This is a genomic window from Teichococcus vastitatis, assembly GCF_003604215.1.
Classification (GTDB): domain Bacteria; phylum Pseudomonadota; class Alphaproteobacteria; order Acetobacterales; family Acetobacteraceae; genus Pseudoroseomonas; species Pseudoroseomonas vastitatis.
The window spans coordinates 50,139-65,336 of the sequence record NZ_QXGS01000007.1 but is presented as its reverse complement, the minus strand read 5'-3'; the positions used below and the strand labels follow the sequence as shown (position 1 = coordinate 65,336).

The following is a 15,198-nucleotide window of genomic DNA, read 5'->3' as shown; positions in this document are numbered from 1 at the left end:
TGAGCAGGAGCGGTGGCTGGAAGGCCCCGAACGGCTTTCCCGCAGAAGGGCATTCCATGAAACCACCCCGCTTCGCCAAGGCGGCCAATGCCGGCCTCGGCCGCATTGAGGCCGCCACCTCCCTCGATACGCCGGGCTATGCGGTGGAAACCGCGATGGCACGGCCCGCCCAGATCGCGGGTTCACCCGCGCAGAGGCTGGGCAATGCCCTGCACGGAACCTGGTTCGGCCATCCCATCCACCCGATGCTGGTGACGCTTCCGCTCGGCAGCTGGACGCTGGCCTTCGGGCTGGACCTGCTGGCGGCGCTCGGCTTCCGGACCCGAGCCACGGAACGCACCGCCGACACTGCCCTGCGGGCCGGCGCCGCCGGTGCGGTGGCCGCCGCCGCGGCCGGAATGGCCGATTGGCAGCACACCAACGGCCGCGACCGCCGAGTGGGCACGGTGCATGCGCTGGTGAACGGCACGGCACTGGCCCTGCACGTCGCCTCCATCGCCCTGCGCGGGCGCGGGCAGCTGCGCGAAGGCCGGATGGCGAGCGCTGCCGGCTGGGCCTGCATGGTGGTGGGTGGCTATCTCGGCGGTCACATGGTGTATCGCCGCCGCATCGGCGTGGACCAGGCGGACCGCAGCCCGGAGCCGCGCGACTTCCAGCCGGTGCTGCCGCTGGCCGAGCTGGAGGAGAACCGGCCCCGGCGGGTCGAGGTGTGGGACGGGATCGAGCGCAAGACCATCGGCATCGTGCTGGTCCGGCAGGGCGCGCGCGTTCATGCGATGGGGGCACGCTGCTCCCACATGGGCGGCCCGCTGGACCAGGGCTGGGTGCTGGGGGGCACGCTGGTCTGCCCCTGGCACGGGTCGCGCTACGACCTGGAAACGGGATGGCCGGTCAGCGGCCCCTCGACCTGCCCGCAGCCGCGCTACGCCGTTCGGCTGCAACACGGCATGGTCGAGATCCGGCGGCAGCAGGAGCCGGGCGACGAGGTGGTCACCACCGCCCGGCCGGCCCATGCCCCCATGAGCGCGCCGGACGCCCGGCTGCGGCAGGCGCCGCGGGATCAGGCGCCCCAGGCCCGCAAGGCCGACGAGGTCCTGTTCGAGCACCACCAGCTGATCCGGCGGTTGTTCGAGACCATCCTGGCCACTCCCGGGGAGGACCCGCAGCGGCGCGACCTGCTGCGGACCCTGGCCTCCGAGCTCGAGATCCACGAGCACGTCGAGGACCATATCTTCTACCCGGCCGTGCATCCGGTGAGCGAGGACGTGCCGATCGCGCATTCCGAGCACCGGCAGCTCTCCGACCTGCTGGCCGAGACGTTGAAGCTGAACACGGCCAGCCCCGAATTCGAGGAACACCTGCGCGCGCTGTACGCCGCCATGGATCACCATGCGGGGTCGGAGGAGCGCTCCATGTTCCGGGAAGCCCAGCGGCTCGGCGACGCGCGGCTGCGCGAGCTGGGACAGGCGCTGGAGGAGATGCTGGAGGACCAGAGGACGTCCCGCGCCCGGCGCGCCTTCCGCGACCTCAAGATCCGGCTGCTCGAAGGCTTCTAGGGCGGAGCATGGCCGGCGGCGCGCCGGAAGGCTGCCGGGCCTGGCGGGGCGAAGGGAGCGTTGATCCCCTCCGCCCCCGGCATCACCCGCGCAGCGTCGCGCCGGTCGCCTTGCCCACGGCGGCGACGATCTTCGCCGCCACCGCCTCGATCTCCGCATCGGTCAGGCTGCGCTCGCGCGGCTGCAGCGTCACCTCCAGCGCCAGCGACACCTTGCCTTCCGGCAGCCTGTCGCCGGCATAGCGGTCGAACAGCGCCACCTCGGTGATCAGCGCCCGGTCGGCGCCGCGCGCGGCGCGGGCGAGGTTTTCCGCCGGAACGGCGGCATCCACCAGGAAGGCGAAATCGCGCCGCAGCGGCTGGAAGGCCGGCAGATCGGGCGCCGATTTCTTGCGGCGCTTCGGCTCGGGAATGGCATCCAGGAACACCTCAAAGGCCACGGCGGGACCCGTCAGGCTGAGGGCCTCGCGCAGCTTCGGGTGAAGCTCGCCAAAGGTCGCCAGCACCGTCCGCGGCCCCTGCCGCACCACGCCCGAACGGCCGGGATGGTAGAAGCCCATCGGAACGGCTTCGGGCGCGTCCGCCGTGACGGACAGGGCCGCCATCGGCACGCCCAGCGCCAGCAGCACCGCCAGCGCGTCGCCCTTGGCGTCCATGGCGTCCACGGCGCGGGCCGGCACCGCCCAGTGGCGCGGCGTCTCGCCGGTGCGCAGCCCGGCGGCGACCGCCAGCTGGCCTTCCGGCGCGATGCCGCGATACGCGGCGCCCAACTCGCTCAGCGCCAGATCCGGATAGCCGCGGGCGATGTTGCGGGCCGCCGCCAGCGCCAGGCTGGCCACCGCGGTCGGCCGCATCTGGTCCAGGTCGGCGGCGATCGGGTTCTCCAGCCGCAGGGCGTCCGGCGTGTCGCCGAACAAGGCCGCCACCTTGTGGTCCAGGAAGCCGAAGGACACGCAGTCCAGCATGCCGCGCGCCGCCAGCGTCCGGCGGGCCAGCGCGGCGCGCGCCTGCTTCGGCGTCAGCGACGGCGGCGGCACGGGCGAGGACACCGGCAGCGAGGCGGGGGGAATGCGGTTCAGCCCGGTGATGCGCAGCACCTCTTCCAGCAGGTCGCATTCCGGTTCCACCGCCGCGCAGCCCTCGGCGGCGGCGCGCGCGCGGTCGGCCGGCAGGCCGGGCGCCTGGGCCAGCGCGCCCGACCCGGCGACGTCGTTGCGCCAGGACGGCACGGACACCGTCACCTTCTCCGCGTCGCGCGCCACCACGCCGAAGCCGAGCCGCTCCAGGATGCCCACCGCCGCATCGGGCGCCACGTCGGCGCCGCCCAGGCCGGCGATGCGCTCGAAGCGCAGGCTGGCCTGGCGCTGCCAGGCCGGCTCGGCGCCAGCCCCGGTGATCTCCGATGCCTCGCCGCCGCACAGTTCGATCACCATCGCGGTCGCCGCTTCCAGCGCGTCCGGCAGCAGGGCGGGATCGATGCCGCGCTCGAAGCGCTGGCGCGCGTCGGAGCGCAGCTCGTGCCGCCGGCCGGACAGCGCGATGCGCACCGGGTCGAACAGCGCGCATTCGATGAACACTTCCGTGGTGTTCTCGTCCGAGCCGGATTGCTCGCCGCCCATGATGCCGGCGAGCGATTCCACCGCCGCGCTGTCGGCGATCACGAGATCCTCCGGCGTCACGGCGATCTGCTTGCCGTTCAGCGCCAGATAGCTCTCGCCGGTGCGGCCGTGGCGCAGGAACAGCGTGTCGCCGGTCACCTTTTTCGCGTCGAACACGTGCAGCGGGCGGCCAAGGTCGTAGGTGAAGAAATTGGTGATATCAACCAGCGCGTTGATCGGCCGCTGGCCGATGGCCACCAGCCGGTCCTGCAGCCATTTCGGCGAGGCACCGTTGCGCAGCCCGCGCACCGCGCGGCCCAGCACCCAGGGGCAGGCTTCCGCGTCCTCCACCACCCAGCGCAGCGGCGAGGGATACACCCCCGGCACCTTGTCCGGCGCGAAAGGCTTCAGCGTGCCGAGCCCGGCGGCGGCGAGGTCGCGCGCGATGCCGCGGATCGCCAGCGCGTCGCCGCGGTTCGGCGTGATGGAGATTTCCACCACCGGATCGTCGAGCCCGGCCCAGGTGACATAGGGCACGCCCACCGGCGCGTCGTCCGGCAGGTCGATGATGCCCTCGTGGTCGTCGCCGAGGCCGAGCTCGCGCGTCGAGCACATCATGCCCTCGCTCTTCACGCCGCGGATCTCGCCCACCTTCAGCGTGATGCCGGTGCCGGGAACAAAGGCGCCGGGCAGGCCCAGCACGCCCTTCATGCCGGTCCGCGCATTGGGCGCGCCGCACACCACGGAGAGCAGCGTGCCGGAGCCGTCATCCACCGTCAGGGCGCGCAGCCGGTCGGCATTGGGGTGCTGCGCCGCCTCGACCACCCGGGCGATGCGGAACGGCGCCAGCGCGGCGCCGCGGTCCTCGACGCCCTCGACCTCCAGCCCGATGCTGTTCAGCGCGCCGAGGATCTCCTCCAGCGGCGCCTCGGTCTCGAGGTGCCGCTTCAGCCAGCTCAAGGAAAACTTCATCGCTCAGACGCCTTCGGCCAGCGTGGCGGGGGACAGCACGGGGGCGCCGTAATGGCGCAGCCAGCGGATGTCGCTGTCATAGAACGGGCGCAGGTCGGGAATGCCGTGCTTCAGCATGGTGATGCGCTCGATGCCCATGCCGAAGGCAAAGCCCTGCCACTCGCGCGGGTCGATGCCGCAATTGGCCAGCACCCGGGGGTGGACCATGCCGGAGCCCAGGATCTCCAGCCAGTCGCCGCCTTTCCCCAGCTCGCCGGTCTTCCGGTTCCAGCCGATATCCACCTCCATGGAGGGCTCGGTGAACGGAAAGTAGGAGGCGCGGAACCGGACCGGCAGGTCGCGGATGTCGAAGAAGGCCCGCAGGAAGTCGATCAGGCAGCCCTTCAGATGCGCCAGCGTGATGCCGCGGTCGATCACCAGCCCTTCCACCTGGTGGAACATCGGGCTGTGCGTGGCGTCGTGGTCGGCCCGCCAGGTGCGGCCGGGCACGATAACGCGGATCGGCGGCTCCTGCCCCAGCATGGTGCGGATCTGCACGGGTGAGGTGTGGGTGCGCAGCACGGGGCGGCGGCCATCCGCGCCGGCGGGAACGTAGAAGGTGTCGTGGTCCTGCCGCGCCGGATGATGGTCGGGAATGTTCAGGGCGCCGAAATTGAACCAGTCGCCCTCGATATCCGGGCCTTCCGCCACGCCGAAGCCCATGGCGCCGAAGATGGCGGTCAGTTCCTCGACGGTGCGGGTGATCGGGTGCAGCGCACCGCTCTCGGGGCCGGTCGGGGCGAAGGGGCGCGGTGGCAGCGACACGTCCAGCCGCTCGGCGGCGAGGCGCGCTTCCAGCGCGGCGGCGTCGAGTGCCACGCGGCGGCTCTCGATCGCCGCTTCCAGCACGCCCTTCAAATGGTTCACTGCCGCGCCGCGCTCCTTGCGCTGCTCGGCCGGTACGGCGCCCAGCCCTTTCAGCAGCGCGGTGACGCGGCCGCTCTTGCCCAGCGTCGCGACGCGCACCGCGTCCAGCGCGCGCAGGTCGCCGGCCGCCGCCAGCGCCGCCTCGGTCTCGGCCTGCAGCCCGGCAAGGTCATCCGTCATGCTCTCGGTCCCATCGAAACCCGGATACGAAAAAAGCCGCCTGACGCCCGGGCCCTTGAACAAGGGACCCGGACGGAGGCGGCTCTGTTCCTCAGCGACCCCTGCGGGCCGCCCAGATCACGCTGCGGCGTCGGCCGGCAGCGCCGCCTTGGCCTTCTCGACCAGGGCGCCAAAGGAGGTGGCGTCATCGAAGGCGATGGCGGCCAGCACCTTGCGGTCCAGCTCGATGTTCGCCGCCTTCAGGCCGGCGATGAACTTCGAGTAGGTCAGACCATGCTCGCGCACGGCGGCGTTGATGCGCTGGATCCACAGGCTGCGGAACTCACGCTTTTTGTTGCGGCGGTCGCGATAGGCGTATTGCAGCGCCTTCTCGACCCGCTCCAGAGCGGGACGGTAGCCGGTGGAGGAACGGCCCACATAGCCCTTGGCGAGCTTGAGGACCTTCTTGTGACGGGCATGGGCGGTAACGCCGCGCTTCACACGTGCCATGGTTCAGATCCTTCCTTACCGGGCCGAACCGTAGGGCATCCACTGCTTCACCGTGTCGCCATCCTGCTTGTCCAGCACGAAGGTCCCGCGGTTCTGCCGCTTCATCTTGTTGGTCTTGGCGGTCAGCATGTGGCGCTTGTTGCCGACGCCGGCCTTCACCAGGCCGGAGGCCGTCAGCCGGAAGCGCTTCTTCACGCTCGACTTCGTCTTCATCTTGGGCATTTGGATCTCCTGAACACGGAAGTGCCCGGCCTTTGGAGGCGCGGGCACGGAACCGCGGCCGGGCATGCCCTACAGGCCCGGACGCGCGGAAAGAAGGCGGGCCTATAGCCGAGGTTCCGTGAGGCATCAAGCGCCGCGCACCGCCCCCTTCCGTCCCACCGGGTCAGCTCATCACCCTGCAGGCCCAGGCCAGTTGCCAGCGCGGCCGCCGACTGATCCGCACGAAAGGGATCATGGCCCTCGTTGGGGAAAAACCAGCCTGCCGCCAAGGCGGTGCAGCCGGATACGGCACGAACCAGAAAAGCCGGTTGTTCAGCGCCGGAGAGAGCAACCGATCACGTTGCCCAAACGTCGTGGGGCCCCGAAACAAACTGCGCGGGTTCCGCGGAATGCTGCGAAGACGTTCGCAGCGGAGTTGGAGGCCGCCGCTGATCGGGTGAAGCAGAACGGCCGGGCGATACGCATGGCCGCTTGAGGAATCGCCGGGTGAGGTCCAGCCTCGCTGCCGCCAATCCATTCCCTGCGGAAGCCAGAATGACATTACCTGTCGCCATTCACCGCCGGATCGCGGCCACGCTGCTGCCCTTCATGCTGGCGCTGGCATCCTGCGCCGCGCCGGAAGCCCTCCCGCCGCCCTCCCGCCAGGCCGTGCTGGACGCGGTGCTGCGGCAACAGGTGGACAGCGGCAAGGTCGCCGCCATCGCCGCGCTGGTGGTCCGCCAGGACGGCGAAGTGCTCTACAGCGGCAATGCCGGGCCGTTGCGGCCCGGCAGCCCCGGGACGCTGGGGCCGGACAGCATGTTCCGCCTGGCCAGCATGACCAAGCCGGTGACCTCGGTGGCGGTGCTGCAATTGGTGGAACAGGATCGGATCGGGCTGGACGACCCGATCGGCCGGTGGCTGCCGGAATTCGGCACGCTGCGCGTGCTGGCGCCCGATGCGAACCCCGGCGGCCGCACCGTGCCGGCGCAGCGCCAGCCCACCGTGCGCGACCTGCTGCGCCACACGGCCGGCTTCTCCTACACCTTTCTCAACCGCCCGGGCGTGGTGGAGGCCTATCGCCGGCTCGGCGTGGATGATGGGCTGGCCGAGTCGCGTCGGCGCCTCGGCGACAACATGCGCCGGCTCGCCCGGGCGCCTCTGGCCCTGCAGCCCGGCAGCGCGTGGCATTATTCGCTGGCCACCGACGTGCTCGGCGCGCTGGTCACCCGCGTCAGCGGATTGCCGCTGGACGCCTATGTGGCAAACCACATCAGTGGTCCGCTGCGGATGACCAGCTTCAGCTTCCGCGTGCCCGAGGCGGCGCTGCCGCGCATGGTGACGGCGATGTATCCGCGCCCGTCCGGCGAGCTGCGGCCGATGGCGAGCCCGCAGGTGGTGCCCTATCCGTCCACCGGCGGCCGCTGGACCGCCGATCCGAACCGCGCCTTCAGCGATGCCGCCTATCCCTCTGGTGGCGCCGGCGCCTCCTCCACCATCGCCGATTATGCCCGCTTCGCCCGCATGCTGCTGAATGGCGGCGAGCTGGAAGGGGTGCGCATCCTGAAGCCGGAGACGGTGGCGGAGATGACCCGGCCGCAAACCGGCGGCATGTCCGTGGACCTGCGAGGCGCCGGCTATGATTTCGGCTACGGCGTCGCGGTGCTGATCGATCCGGTGGCGGCCAAGACCCGACAGGGCGCTGGAACCTATGGCTGGGGCGGCATCTACGGCACCGGCTTCTTCGTCGATCCGGCGAACCGCATCGTCACGGTGGTGATGACCCAGACGGCGGTGAATGGCGGTCCCGCGGCCAATGCGGTGCGCGAGGCGGTGTACGGCACCCTGCCCTGATCCCCGGACGCCGCGGAACCGGTGGCGGGGCCGGATGCCCGGCATGCGCGGTGCCGGGTTCCGCCCCCGCCCCTCCCTACCTATATTGCCGCGCGTGTTGATCCCCTTTCGCAAGATGCACGGCCTCGGCAACGACTTCGTGGTGGTGGATGGCCGCCACGGCGCCCTGCCGCTGAGCCCCGCCCGCATCGCCGCCATCGCCGACCGCCACCGTGGCATCGGCTGCGACCAGTTCATCACGCTGGAGCCGGCCGCCGCCGGCGCCGACGTGTTCATGCGCATCCACAATCCCGACGGCTCCGAGGCCGGGGCCTGCGGCAACGCCACGCGCTGCGTCGCCTCCCTGCTGATGGCCGAAACCGGGCGCGACGCCGTGACGGTCCGCACGGTGAGCGGCGAGCTGCCGGGCGAGCGGCTGCCCGGCGGCCGCATCCGCGTCGACATGGGCCATCCCCGCTTCGGCTGGGAGGATGTGCCGCTGGCCGAGGCGATGGATACCGCTCACCTGCCGCTGGCGCTCGGCCCGGTGGCCGATCCGGCCGCCTGCTCCATGGGCAACCCGCACGCGACCTTCTTCGTGGACGACCTGGATGCGCTGGACTGGCGGGCGCTGGGGCCGCAGCTGGAGCAGCATCCGTTGTTTCCCGACCGCGCCAATATTGGCTTCGCCCAGGTGGTGGCGCCGGATCATCTTCGCGTCGCCATCTGGGAGCGCGGCGCCGGCCCGACGCTGGCCTGCGGCTCCGGCGCCTGCGCCACGCTGGTGAACGCGCACCGGCGGGGGCTGGCCATCCGCCGCGCCCGCGTCGAGCTGCCCGGCGGCGTGCTGGAGCTGGAATGGCGGCTGGATGGCGCGGTGCTGATGACCGGTCCGGTGGCCACGGCCTTTCTGGGCCAGATCGACCCCGACAGCTTCCCGGCATGAGCGGATCCGAGGCGCTGGACCAGGGCCCGCTCCGGGTGCTGAGCTTCGGCTGCCGCCTCAACACCTCCGAAAGCGTCGCCATGCGCGACCTGGCCCGGCGCGGCGGCCATGCCGAGGCGCTACTGGTCAATACCTGCGCCGTCACCGCCGAGGCCGAGCGCCAGGCGCGCAAGGCGATCCGCCGCGCCGCGCGCGACAATCCCGGCACCCCCATCCTGGTCACCGGCTGCGCGGCGCAGCTGCGCCCCGCCGAATGGGCCGCCCTGCCCGGCGTGTCCCGGGTCATCGGCAATGCCGACAAGCTGACGCCCGAGGCGTGGAATGCCGCGGCGCCGCCCGCCCCGGTCAGCGACGTGATGGCGGCGCGGCAGGCGGCGGCGCACCTGGTCACTGAATTCGCCGGCCGTGCGCGGGCCTTCCTGCAGGTGCAGCAGGGCTGCGACCACCGCTGCACCTTCTGCGTCATCCCCTTCGGGCGCGGCCCGTCCCGGTCCGTGCCGCTCGGCGCCGTCGTCGAGCAGGCGCGCGCCGCCGTCGCCGCCGGCTACCGGGAGGTGGTGCTGACGGGGGTGGACATCGCCTCCTTCGGACCCGACCTGCCCGGCCGGCCGAGCCTCGGCCAGGCGGTGCGGCGGCTGCTGGCGCTGGTGCCGGAACTGCCGCGGCTGCGGCTGTCCTCGCTCGACCCGGCCGCCATCGATGAGGAGCTGTGGCGCCTCCTCGCCGAGGAGCCGCGGCTGATGCCGCACCTGCACCTGTCGCTGCAGCATGGCGACGACCTGATGCTGAAGCGCATGAAGCGCCGCCATTCGCGCGCCGGGGCGCTGGCGGCGGCCGCGCGGGCCCGCACCCTGCGCCCCGGCATCGCCCTCGGCGCCGACCTGATCGCCGGCTTTCCCACCGAAACCGAGGCGCATTTCGCCGCCATGCTGGATTTCGTGACCGAGGCAGGGCTGCACTTCCTGCACGTCTTCCCGTATTCCGAGCGGCCCGGCACCCCGGCGGCGCGGATGCCGCAACTGCCGGTGCCGCTGCGGCGCGAACGGGCGGCCCGGCTGCGGGCGGCCGGCACGGCGGCGGCGGAACACTTCTACCAAACCCGCCTCGAACAGGCCCGTCAGGGGCAAAAGGAAACCGTGCTGATGGAAGCCCCCGATCGCGGCCACACCGAGCATTTCGCACCGTTGCGGCTGGTTCGCGGCGAAGCCCGGCATGGTGCCGTTCTGCAGGCCAGGGTGCTTGGCGCCGATGCGCGCGGCCTGCTGGCCGAGGTGGCCTGACGCATGGCGCTGCGTGACCTCTGGGCCAAGCTGACCGGCCGCGAGAAGCCGGCCGAGCCGACGCCCTCCCCGGCCGAGGAAGCGCCCTTCGCCATCCCGGACGCCGAGTCCCCCCCGGGCGAGTCCGTTTCTGCCGAGCCCCCGGCCGATGAGGCGCCGCCGCTGCAAAGCCAGCCGGCCGCCATGGCGCCCGCCCCGGCCGAGACGCGCAGCCCCGACCCGGCCCCGGCGCCTCCAGCGGCCGTGCGGTCCGATGTGCATGATACGGTGGCGCCGCCCGAAACCCGTTCACCGCCGCTCTTCGAACTGACGCGGGACGGCTTGCCACCCGCGCCCCCACCCGGCGACCTGCCGCAGGTGCCGACCGAGATCCCGCCCCCGCCGCGACCTGGCGAGGGGCCGCTGACCGGGCAACCGGTGCCGGCGGATCTTCCGCCCTCCGCGCCACCGCTCGAGCTTCCAACCGCCGCGCCGGCCGAGCTGCCGGCGCCCCCGCCTGTGCCGCAGCCCTCGCCGCCGGGCTGGCAGACAACGCCGCGGGAACTGCCTCCCGCTTCCACGCCACCGGAACTTCCCCCGCAGCCGCCCCGGCCGGAAACCCCGCCACTCCCGGCCGAACCCGAGGTGCCGCCGCCCGAGGCGGCGGACCTGCCGCCCGCCCTGACCGCCTTGCTGCCGGGCGAGCCGGTCACCGAGACCTCTGATGCCCCGGCCGAGGAGCGCGGCGGCTGGTTCGGCCGGCTGCGCGCCGGGCTGTCCCGCTCCACCGCGCGGCTGACCGGCAACATCACCGGCCTGTTCACCAAGCGGCGCCTCGACGATGCGGCGCTGGAGGAGCTGGAGGAGGCGCTGATCACCGCCGATCTCGGCGTCGCGGCCGCGGGGCGCATTGTCGAGAATTTCCGCCGCAGCCGCTTCGGCCGCGAGGTCACCGACACCGAGGTGAAGGAAGCCCTGGCGGCCGAGATCGCCGCCATCCTGGAGCCGGTGGCGCAGCCCCTGGTGCTGGATGACGCCAGGCGCCCGCATGTGGTGCTAGTGGTGGGCGTCAACGGCACCGGTAAGACCACCACCATCGCCAAGCTCGGCCAGCAATTCCGCGAACAGGGCCGCTCCGTCACCTTTGTCGCCGGCGACACCTTTCGCGCGGCGGCGGTGGAGCAGCTGCAGATCTGGGGCAGCCGCACCGGCTGCGACGTGGTGGCGCCGGCCAAGCAGGGTGCCGATGCCGCCGGCCTGGCCTTCGACGCGCTGAAGCAGGCCGAGGCCCGCGGCACCGAGGTGCTGCTGGTCGACACCGCCGGGCGGCTGCACAACAAGGCCGCCCTGATGGAGGAGCTGCGCAAGGTGGTGCGGGTGATGCAGCGCCTCGATGCGACGGCGCCGCATTCCGTGCTGCTGGTGCTGGACGCCACCACCGGCCAGAACGCCACCCAGCAATGCAAGGTGTTCGCCGAGATGGTCCATGTGACCGGATTGGTGGTCACCAAGCTGGACGGCTCGGCCAAGGGCGGCATCGTGGTGGCGCTGGCGCAGGAATTCGGCCTGCCGGTGCACGCCGTCGGTGTCGGCGAGAAGGCTGCCGACCTCCGCCCCTTCTCGGCGCGGGATTTCGCCCGCTCGCTGCTCGGGCTGTAGCGGCGGGCTGCGCGGCCAGCGCATCGCGGGGCGGCGCATGCCTGTCCCGGCGCTTGGAAACCCGCTCCCGCTTTCCTAGGTTTCTTTTTATGGATAGCGGCGCTCCAGCCGCGATCCTTCCAAAGGAGCGAGATCTGGCGTGTTGTTCCGGAGCCTAGCATGACCCCCCCCGACGCCGAGCAGGGCGCCCGGGGCAGGGCCGGTCGCTCCCCGCGCGCCAGGACGCAGAAGCTGTTCGGCACCGGGCTGGCCCGCAACCTCGCCGGCAGCCTGGCCGCGCTGCGCGACCGGCACGGCGTGCCGGTCCTGCCCTCGGTTCCGCTGCCGCCGACCACGGGGCCCGAGATCACCGTGGCGTCCTACAACGTGCACAAATGCGTGGGCACCGACCGCCGCTTCGATCCCTCGCGCATCGCCCAGGTGATCGGGGAGATCTCGCCCGACATCCTCGCCGTGCAGGAGGCGGATCGCCGCTTCGGCCGGCGCACCGGCCTGCTCGACACGGCGGCGCTGCGCGATTGCGGCCTGCAGATGGTGCAGGTGTCCCGCCTGCCGGACGGCCATGGCTGGCACGGCAACGCGCTGTTGGTCCGCCAGGGCACGGCGCTGCAGATCCACCGCCTGAGCCTGCCGGGGGCCGAGCCGCGCGGCGCCGTGCTGGTGGAGATGGAGTTGCCCGGCGGCCGCCTGCGCGTGGTGGCGGCGCATTTCGGCCTGCTGAAGCGCTGCCGGATGCGGCAATCCGCCGCCATCCTGGAGGCGATCGGCCGCGGCCCCACCATGCCGACCCTGATGCTGGGCGACCTCAACGAATGGCGCCCCGGCCGCCGCTCCTCGCTGCGGCCGCTCGAATCACTGTTCGGCGGCGTGTCCTTCGGCCCGCCCAGCTTCCCGTCGCGCATGCCGGTGTTCGCGCTGGATCGCATCCTGGGCTGGCCGCACGGGCTGGTGCGGGAGGTGCGGGCGCATGACACGCCGCTCGCCCGCATCGCTTCCGACCACCTGCCCCTGAAGGCGCAGCTCAGCCTTGCGCAGGCGGCGGCGGGCGAGAACGTCGCGGAGGCGGCATGAGCCAGGCCCTGGTGCCCTGCGCCCCACCATCGCCCGTGACGGTCGGTGGAACCGCTCCGGCCAGTGCCATGGACGAGGCGCTGAACCGGCTGCTGGACGAGGCAGGCTCCACCACCGGGGTGACGCTGCTGCCCGCCGGGCTCGAAGCCTTCATGTTGCGCGCCCACAGCGCCCGCATCGCCGGGCGCACGCTGGACGTGCAGTATTACCGCTGGTCGGACGACATCACCGGAGGCCTGCTGGCGCGCGAGGTGCTGGCCGCCGCCGACCGCGGGGTGCGGGTGCGCATGCTGCTGGACGACAGCTACGTGCTGGGGGTGGAGCGCCGCATCGCCCTGTTGTCGGCACATCCGCGCATCGAGGTGCGGCTGTTCAACACCGCGCGGCTGCGCTGGCTGGGGCAGTTCGGGCTGGCGGTGGAATTCGCCCTCGGCGGCTGGCACCTGAACCACCGCATGCACAACAAGAACTGGGTGGTGGATGGCCGGCTGGCGCTGGTGGGGGGCCGCAACATCGCCGACGCCTATTTCGACGGCGCCGGCGATTTCAACTTCCGCGACCTCGACCTGCTGATCGCCGGCGCGGCCACCGGCCAGGCCCAGGCGGTGTTCGACAGCTACTGGGCCTCCTCCCTGGCGCGTCCGGTGGAGCGGTTCCGCGTCGCGGCGGGCCTCAGCACCGAGGCCCTGGCCGCCTTCCGCGCCGGGCTGGACGCGATTCCCGATTCCGACAAGGCGCGTCCTTATTTGAAGGCACTGGCCGCCAAGCGGGCGGTGCTGCTGGGCCAGAACCACCGCCTGCTGCCGGCCGCCGACACGGTGCGGGTGATGTCCGATCCGCCGGCCAAGGCGAAGGGCCGCGCGCACCGCGCCGGCATGGCCCCCGCCATCCTCAGCCGGCTGCGCGAAACGCAGCGCGAGGCGGTGCTGATCTCGCCCTATTTCGTGCCCGGGCGGGAGGGCATGGCGCTGATCGAGACGCTGGTGCGGCGCGGGGTGGAGGTCACCGTGGTCACCAACTCCCTGGCCGCCACCGACGTGGTGGCGGTGCATAGCGGCTATTCCCGCTACCGCCCCCGCCTGCTGGAGCTGGGCGTCGCGCTGTTCGAGCTGAAGCGCATGGGCTCGAACGGCAGGGGCGTGTTCGGCTCGCGCGGCGCCAGCCTGCACACCAAGGCGATGATGCTGGATGGCGAGCTGGTGTTTGTCGGCTCCTTCAACCTGGACCCGCGCTCAGCCAACCTGAACACCGAGATGGGGGCCTTTGCCCGGCATCCGGGCCTGGCCGAGCAGCTGGCCCGCGAATACCGGCGCCTGGTGGATCCGCGCCGCTCCTATCGCGTCAGCCGCACACCAGCCGGCCGGCTGCGCTGGACCGACGCCACCGGCACCACGCCGCATGAGCCGGAGGCCGCCTGGCCGCGCCGCGCCATGGCACGGCTGGTGCGATGGCTGCCGATCGAGGCGCAGCTCTGACAGGCATAGCCCTGACAGGGGCTTCGCATCGGCCGGCGCGGGTCAGTAGCCGCGCGCCGGGTCCACCAGCTGTTGCAGCGGCGCTCCGGCCTTGAAGCGCCGCAGATTGGCAAAGAAGCCGTCGAGGCAGCGGCGGGCATAGGCCGTCGGGTCGTACAGGCCGCAATGCGGCGTGATGATCAGGTTGGGTACGTCCCAGAGCGGCGAATCCCCTGGCAAGGGCTCGTCCGGCAGGGCATCCAGCACCGCCCCGCCCAGGCGGCCATCCCGCAGCCGGGCCGCCAGCGCGTCATGGTCCAGCAGGGGGCCGCGGCCGATATTCACCACGCCGCTGCCGCGCGGCATCAGGTCCAGCTCGCGCGCGCCGATCAGGTTCCGGGTTTCGGCGGTCAGCGGCAGGGTGATCAGCAGGATGTCGGCGCGCGGCAACAGCGCCGGCAACTCGGCGATCGGATGGCTCTCCGCCACCGCGGGATGCGGCCGGCCGGAGCGGCTGACGCCGATCACCGTCAGTCCCGCGGCCTCGAGCGCCGCCGCCGCGGCGCCGCCCAGACCGCCCAGGCCCAGCACCAGCGCCGTGCGTCCCGCCACGGTGGGGCTCGGGCGTGGGTCCCAGCGATGCGCCCGCTGCGCCGTGAACAGCGCCGGCATGTTGTTGCTGAGCATCAGCGCACAGAGCAGCGCGAACTCGGCCGTCTTGGGCGAATGGGTGCCGCTGGCATTGGTCAGCAGCAGCTCCGGCGGCAGGCTTTCCCGCAACAGCCACTCCACCCCCGCGGAGGTGTGGTGCAGCCAGCGCAGCCGGGGCGCCCGCAGGGCCAGGCCGGCCAGGCCGGCCTGGCCGGTGAGCACCAGGATGTCGGCCCCGGGCAGCGCCGCCTCCAGCGCCGGACCGGTGTCGCTGAAGCCGAGCGACACGCCGTCCAGCACGCCGGGATGGCCGTCCGCCGCCTCCAGCACCGCCTCCCGGGTGAAGGCGTTGCGCAGGGCGGAGCCGGCGCTGACCGCCAGCTGCACATGCAGGCGGGGCTGGCCCTGGCTCATGCCGTCGCGC

At 72.3% G+C, this 15,198-nt stretch carries 12 protein-coding genes; 7 read left to right on the top strand and 5 right to left on the bottom strand.

Annotated elements, in window-relative coordinates; all coding sequences use genetic code 11:
• Positions 1–56: 56 nt before the first annotated feature.
• On the top strand, positions 57–1,556 hold the full coding sequence (locus D2K64_RS11730; protein ID WP_162306182.1) for a DUF2231 domain-containing protein: 1,500 nt from the start codon (positions 57–59) through the stop codon (positions 1,554–1,556).
• A gap of 82 nt (positions 1,557–1,638) precedes the next feature.
• On the opposite strand, the gene pheT is transcribed toward D2K64_RS11730, so the two are convergent.
• The 4 genes from pheT to rpmI all read right to left on the bottom strand — a co-directional run bounded on the left by pheT (position 1,639) and on the right by rpmI (position 5,922).
• Complete coding sequence (pheT, locus tag D2K64_RS11725; protein ID WP_120008548.1) at positions 1,639–4,125, bottom strand: phenylalanine--tRNA ligase subunit beta; 2,487 nt, start codon at positions 4,123–4,125, stop codon at positions 1,639–1,641.
• Positions 4,126–4,128: 3 nt separating this feature from the next.
• Complete coding sequence (gene pheS, locus D2K64_RS11720) at positions 4,129–5,211, bottom strand: phenylalanine--tRNA ligase subunit alpha (protein ID WP_120008640.1); 1,083 nt, start codon at positions 5,209–5,211, stop codon at positions 4,129–4,131.
• Positions 5,212–5,328: 117 nt separating this feature from the next.
• The gene (rplT, locus tag D2K64_RS11715; protein ID WP_120008547.1) at positions 5,329–5,700 is read right to left on the bottom strand and encodes a 50S ribosomal protein L20; all 372 of its coding nucleotides are present in this window, start codon (positions 5,698–5,700) and stop codon (positions 5,329–5,331) included.
• Between the two features lie 15 nt (positions 5,701–5,715).
• Positions 5,716–5,922, bottom strand: coding sequence for a 50S ribosomal protein L35 (rpmI, locus tag D2K64_RS11710; protein WP_120008546.1), 207 nt, complete (start codon positions 5,920–5,922; stop codon positions 5,716–5,718).
• A gap of 534 nt (positions 5,923–6,456) precedes the next feature.
• Between rpmI and D2K64_RS11705 the strand changes: the two genes are divergently transcribed.
• The 6 genes from D2K64_RS11705 to D2K64_RS11680 all read left to right on the top strand — a co-directional run bounded on the left by D2K64_RS11705 (position 6,457) and on the right by D2K64_RS11680 (position 14,144).
• Entirely contained in the window at positions 6,457–7,755 is a 1,299-nt protein-coding gene (locus D2K64_RS11705; RefSeq protein WP_120008545.1) for a serine hydrolase domain-containing protein, read from the top strand.
• 43 nt (positions 7,756–7,798) lie between these two features.
• Complete coding sequence (dapF, locus tag D2K64_RS11700) at positions 7,799–8,680, top strand: diaminopimelate epimerase (protein WP_202910639.1); 882 nt, start codon at positions 7,799–7,801, stop codon at positions 8,678–8,680.
• The gene (gene mtaB, locus D2K64_RS11695) at positions 8,677–9,960 is read left to right on the top strand and encodes a tRNA (N(6)-L-threonylcarbamoyladenosine(37)-C(2))-methylthiotransferase MtaB (protein WP_120008544.1); all 1,284 of its coding nucleotides are present in this window, start codon (positions 8,677–8,679) and stop codon (positions 9,958–9,960) included. Before dapF ends, mtaB begins: the two co-directional genes overlap by 4 nt.
• 672 nt (positions 9,961–10,632) lie before the next feature.
• A complete protein-coding gene (gene ftsY, locus D2K64_RS26445; protein ID WP_306418943.1) occupies positions 10,633–11,598 on the top strand; it encodes a signal recognition particle-docking protein FtsY in 966 nt (321 codons plus the stop codon).
• Between the two features lie 159 nt (positions 11,599–11,757).
• Positions 11,758–12,669 (top strand): endonuclease/exonuclease/phosphatase family protein, encoded by a 912-nt coding sequence (locus D2K64_RS11685; RefSeq protein WP_120008543.1) that lies wholly within the window; start codon positions 11,758–11,760, stop codon positions 12,667–12,669.
• Positions 12,666–14,144, top strand: coding sequence for a phospholipase D family protein (locus D2K64_RS11680; protein WP_120008542.1), 1,479 nt, complete (start codon positions 12,666–12,668; stop codon positions 14,142–14,144). Before D2K64_RS11685 ends, D2K64_RS11680 begins: the two co-directional genes overlap by 4 nt.
• Before the next feature lie 42 nt (positions 14,145–14,186).
• On the opposite strand, the gene D2K64_RS11675 is transcribed toward D2K64_RS11680, so the two are convergent.
• Positions 14,187–15,188 carry a D-2-hydroxyacid dehydrogenase gene (locus D2K64_RS11675; protein ID WP_120008541.1) on the bottom strand — a complete coding sequence of 334 codons (1,002 nt, stop codon included), beginning with the start codon at positions 15,186–15,188 and terminating at the stop codon, positions 14,187–14,189.
• Positions 15,189–15,198: the final 10 nt, after the last annotated feature.

Bases quoted from the DNA above. Each gene is read 5' to 3' on its own strand.
- dapF (WP_202910639.1), top strand. From the start codon at position 7,799: ATGCGCGGTGCCGGGTTCCGCCCCCGCCCCTCCCTACCTATATTGCCG.
- D2K64_RS11730 (WP_162306182.1), top strand. From the start codon at position 57: ATGAAACCACCCCGCTTCGCCAAGGCGGCCAATGCCGGCCTCGGCCGC.
- D2K64_RS11680 (WP_120008542.1), top strand. From the start codon at position 12,666: ATGAGCCAGGCCCTGGTGCCCTGCGCCCCACCATCGCCCGTGACGGTC.
- D2K64_RS11705 (WP_120008545.1), top strand. From the start codon at position 6,457: ATGACATTACCTGTCGCCATTCACCGCCGGATCGCGGCCACGCTGCTG.
- pheT (WP_120008548.1), bottom strand. From the start codon at position 4,125: ATGAAGTTTTCCTTGAGCTGGCTGAAGCGGCACCTCGAGACCGAGGCG.
- rplT (WP_120008547.1), bottom strand. From the start codon at position 5,700: ATGGCACGTGTGAAGCGCGGCGTTACCGCCCATGCCCGTCACAAGAAG.
- pheS (WP_120008640.1), bottom strand. From the start codon at position 5,211: ATGACGGATGACCTTGCCGGGCTGCAGGCCGAGACCGAGGCGGCGCTG.
- mtaB (WP_120008544.1), top strand. From the start codon at position 8,677: ATGAGCGGATCCGAGGCGCTGGACCAGGGCCCGCTCCGGGTGCTGAGC.
- D2K64_RS11675 (WP_120008541.1), bottom strand. From the start codon at position 15,188: ATGAGCCAGGGCCAGCCCCGCCTGCATGTGCAGCTGGCGGTCAGCGCC.
- D2K64_RS11685 (WP_120008543.1), top strand. From the start codon at position 11,758: ATGACCCCCCCCGACGCCGAGCAGGGCGCCCGGGGCAGGGCCGGTCGC.
- rpmI (WP_120008546.1), bottom strand. From the start codon at position 5,922: ATGCCCAAGATGAAGACGAAGTCGAGCGTGAAGAAGCGCTTCCGGCTG.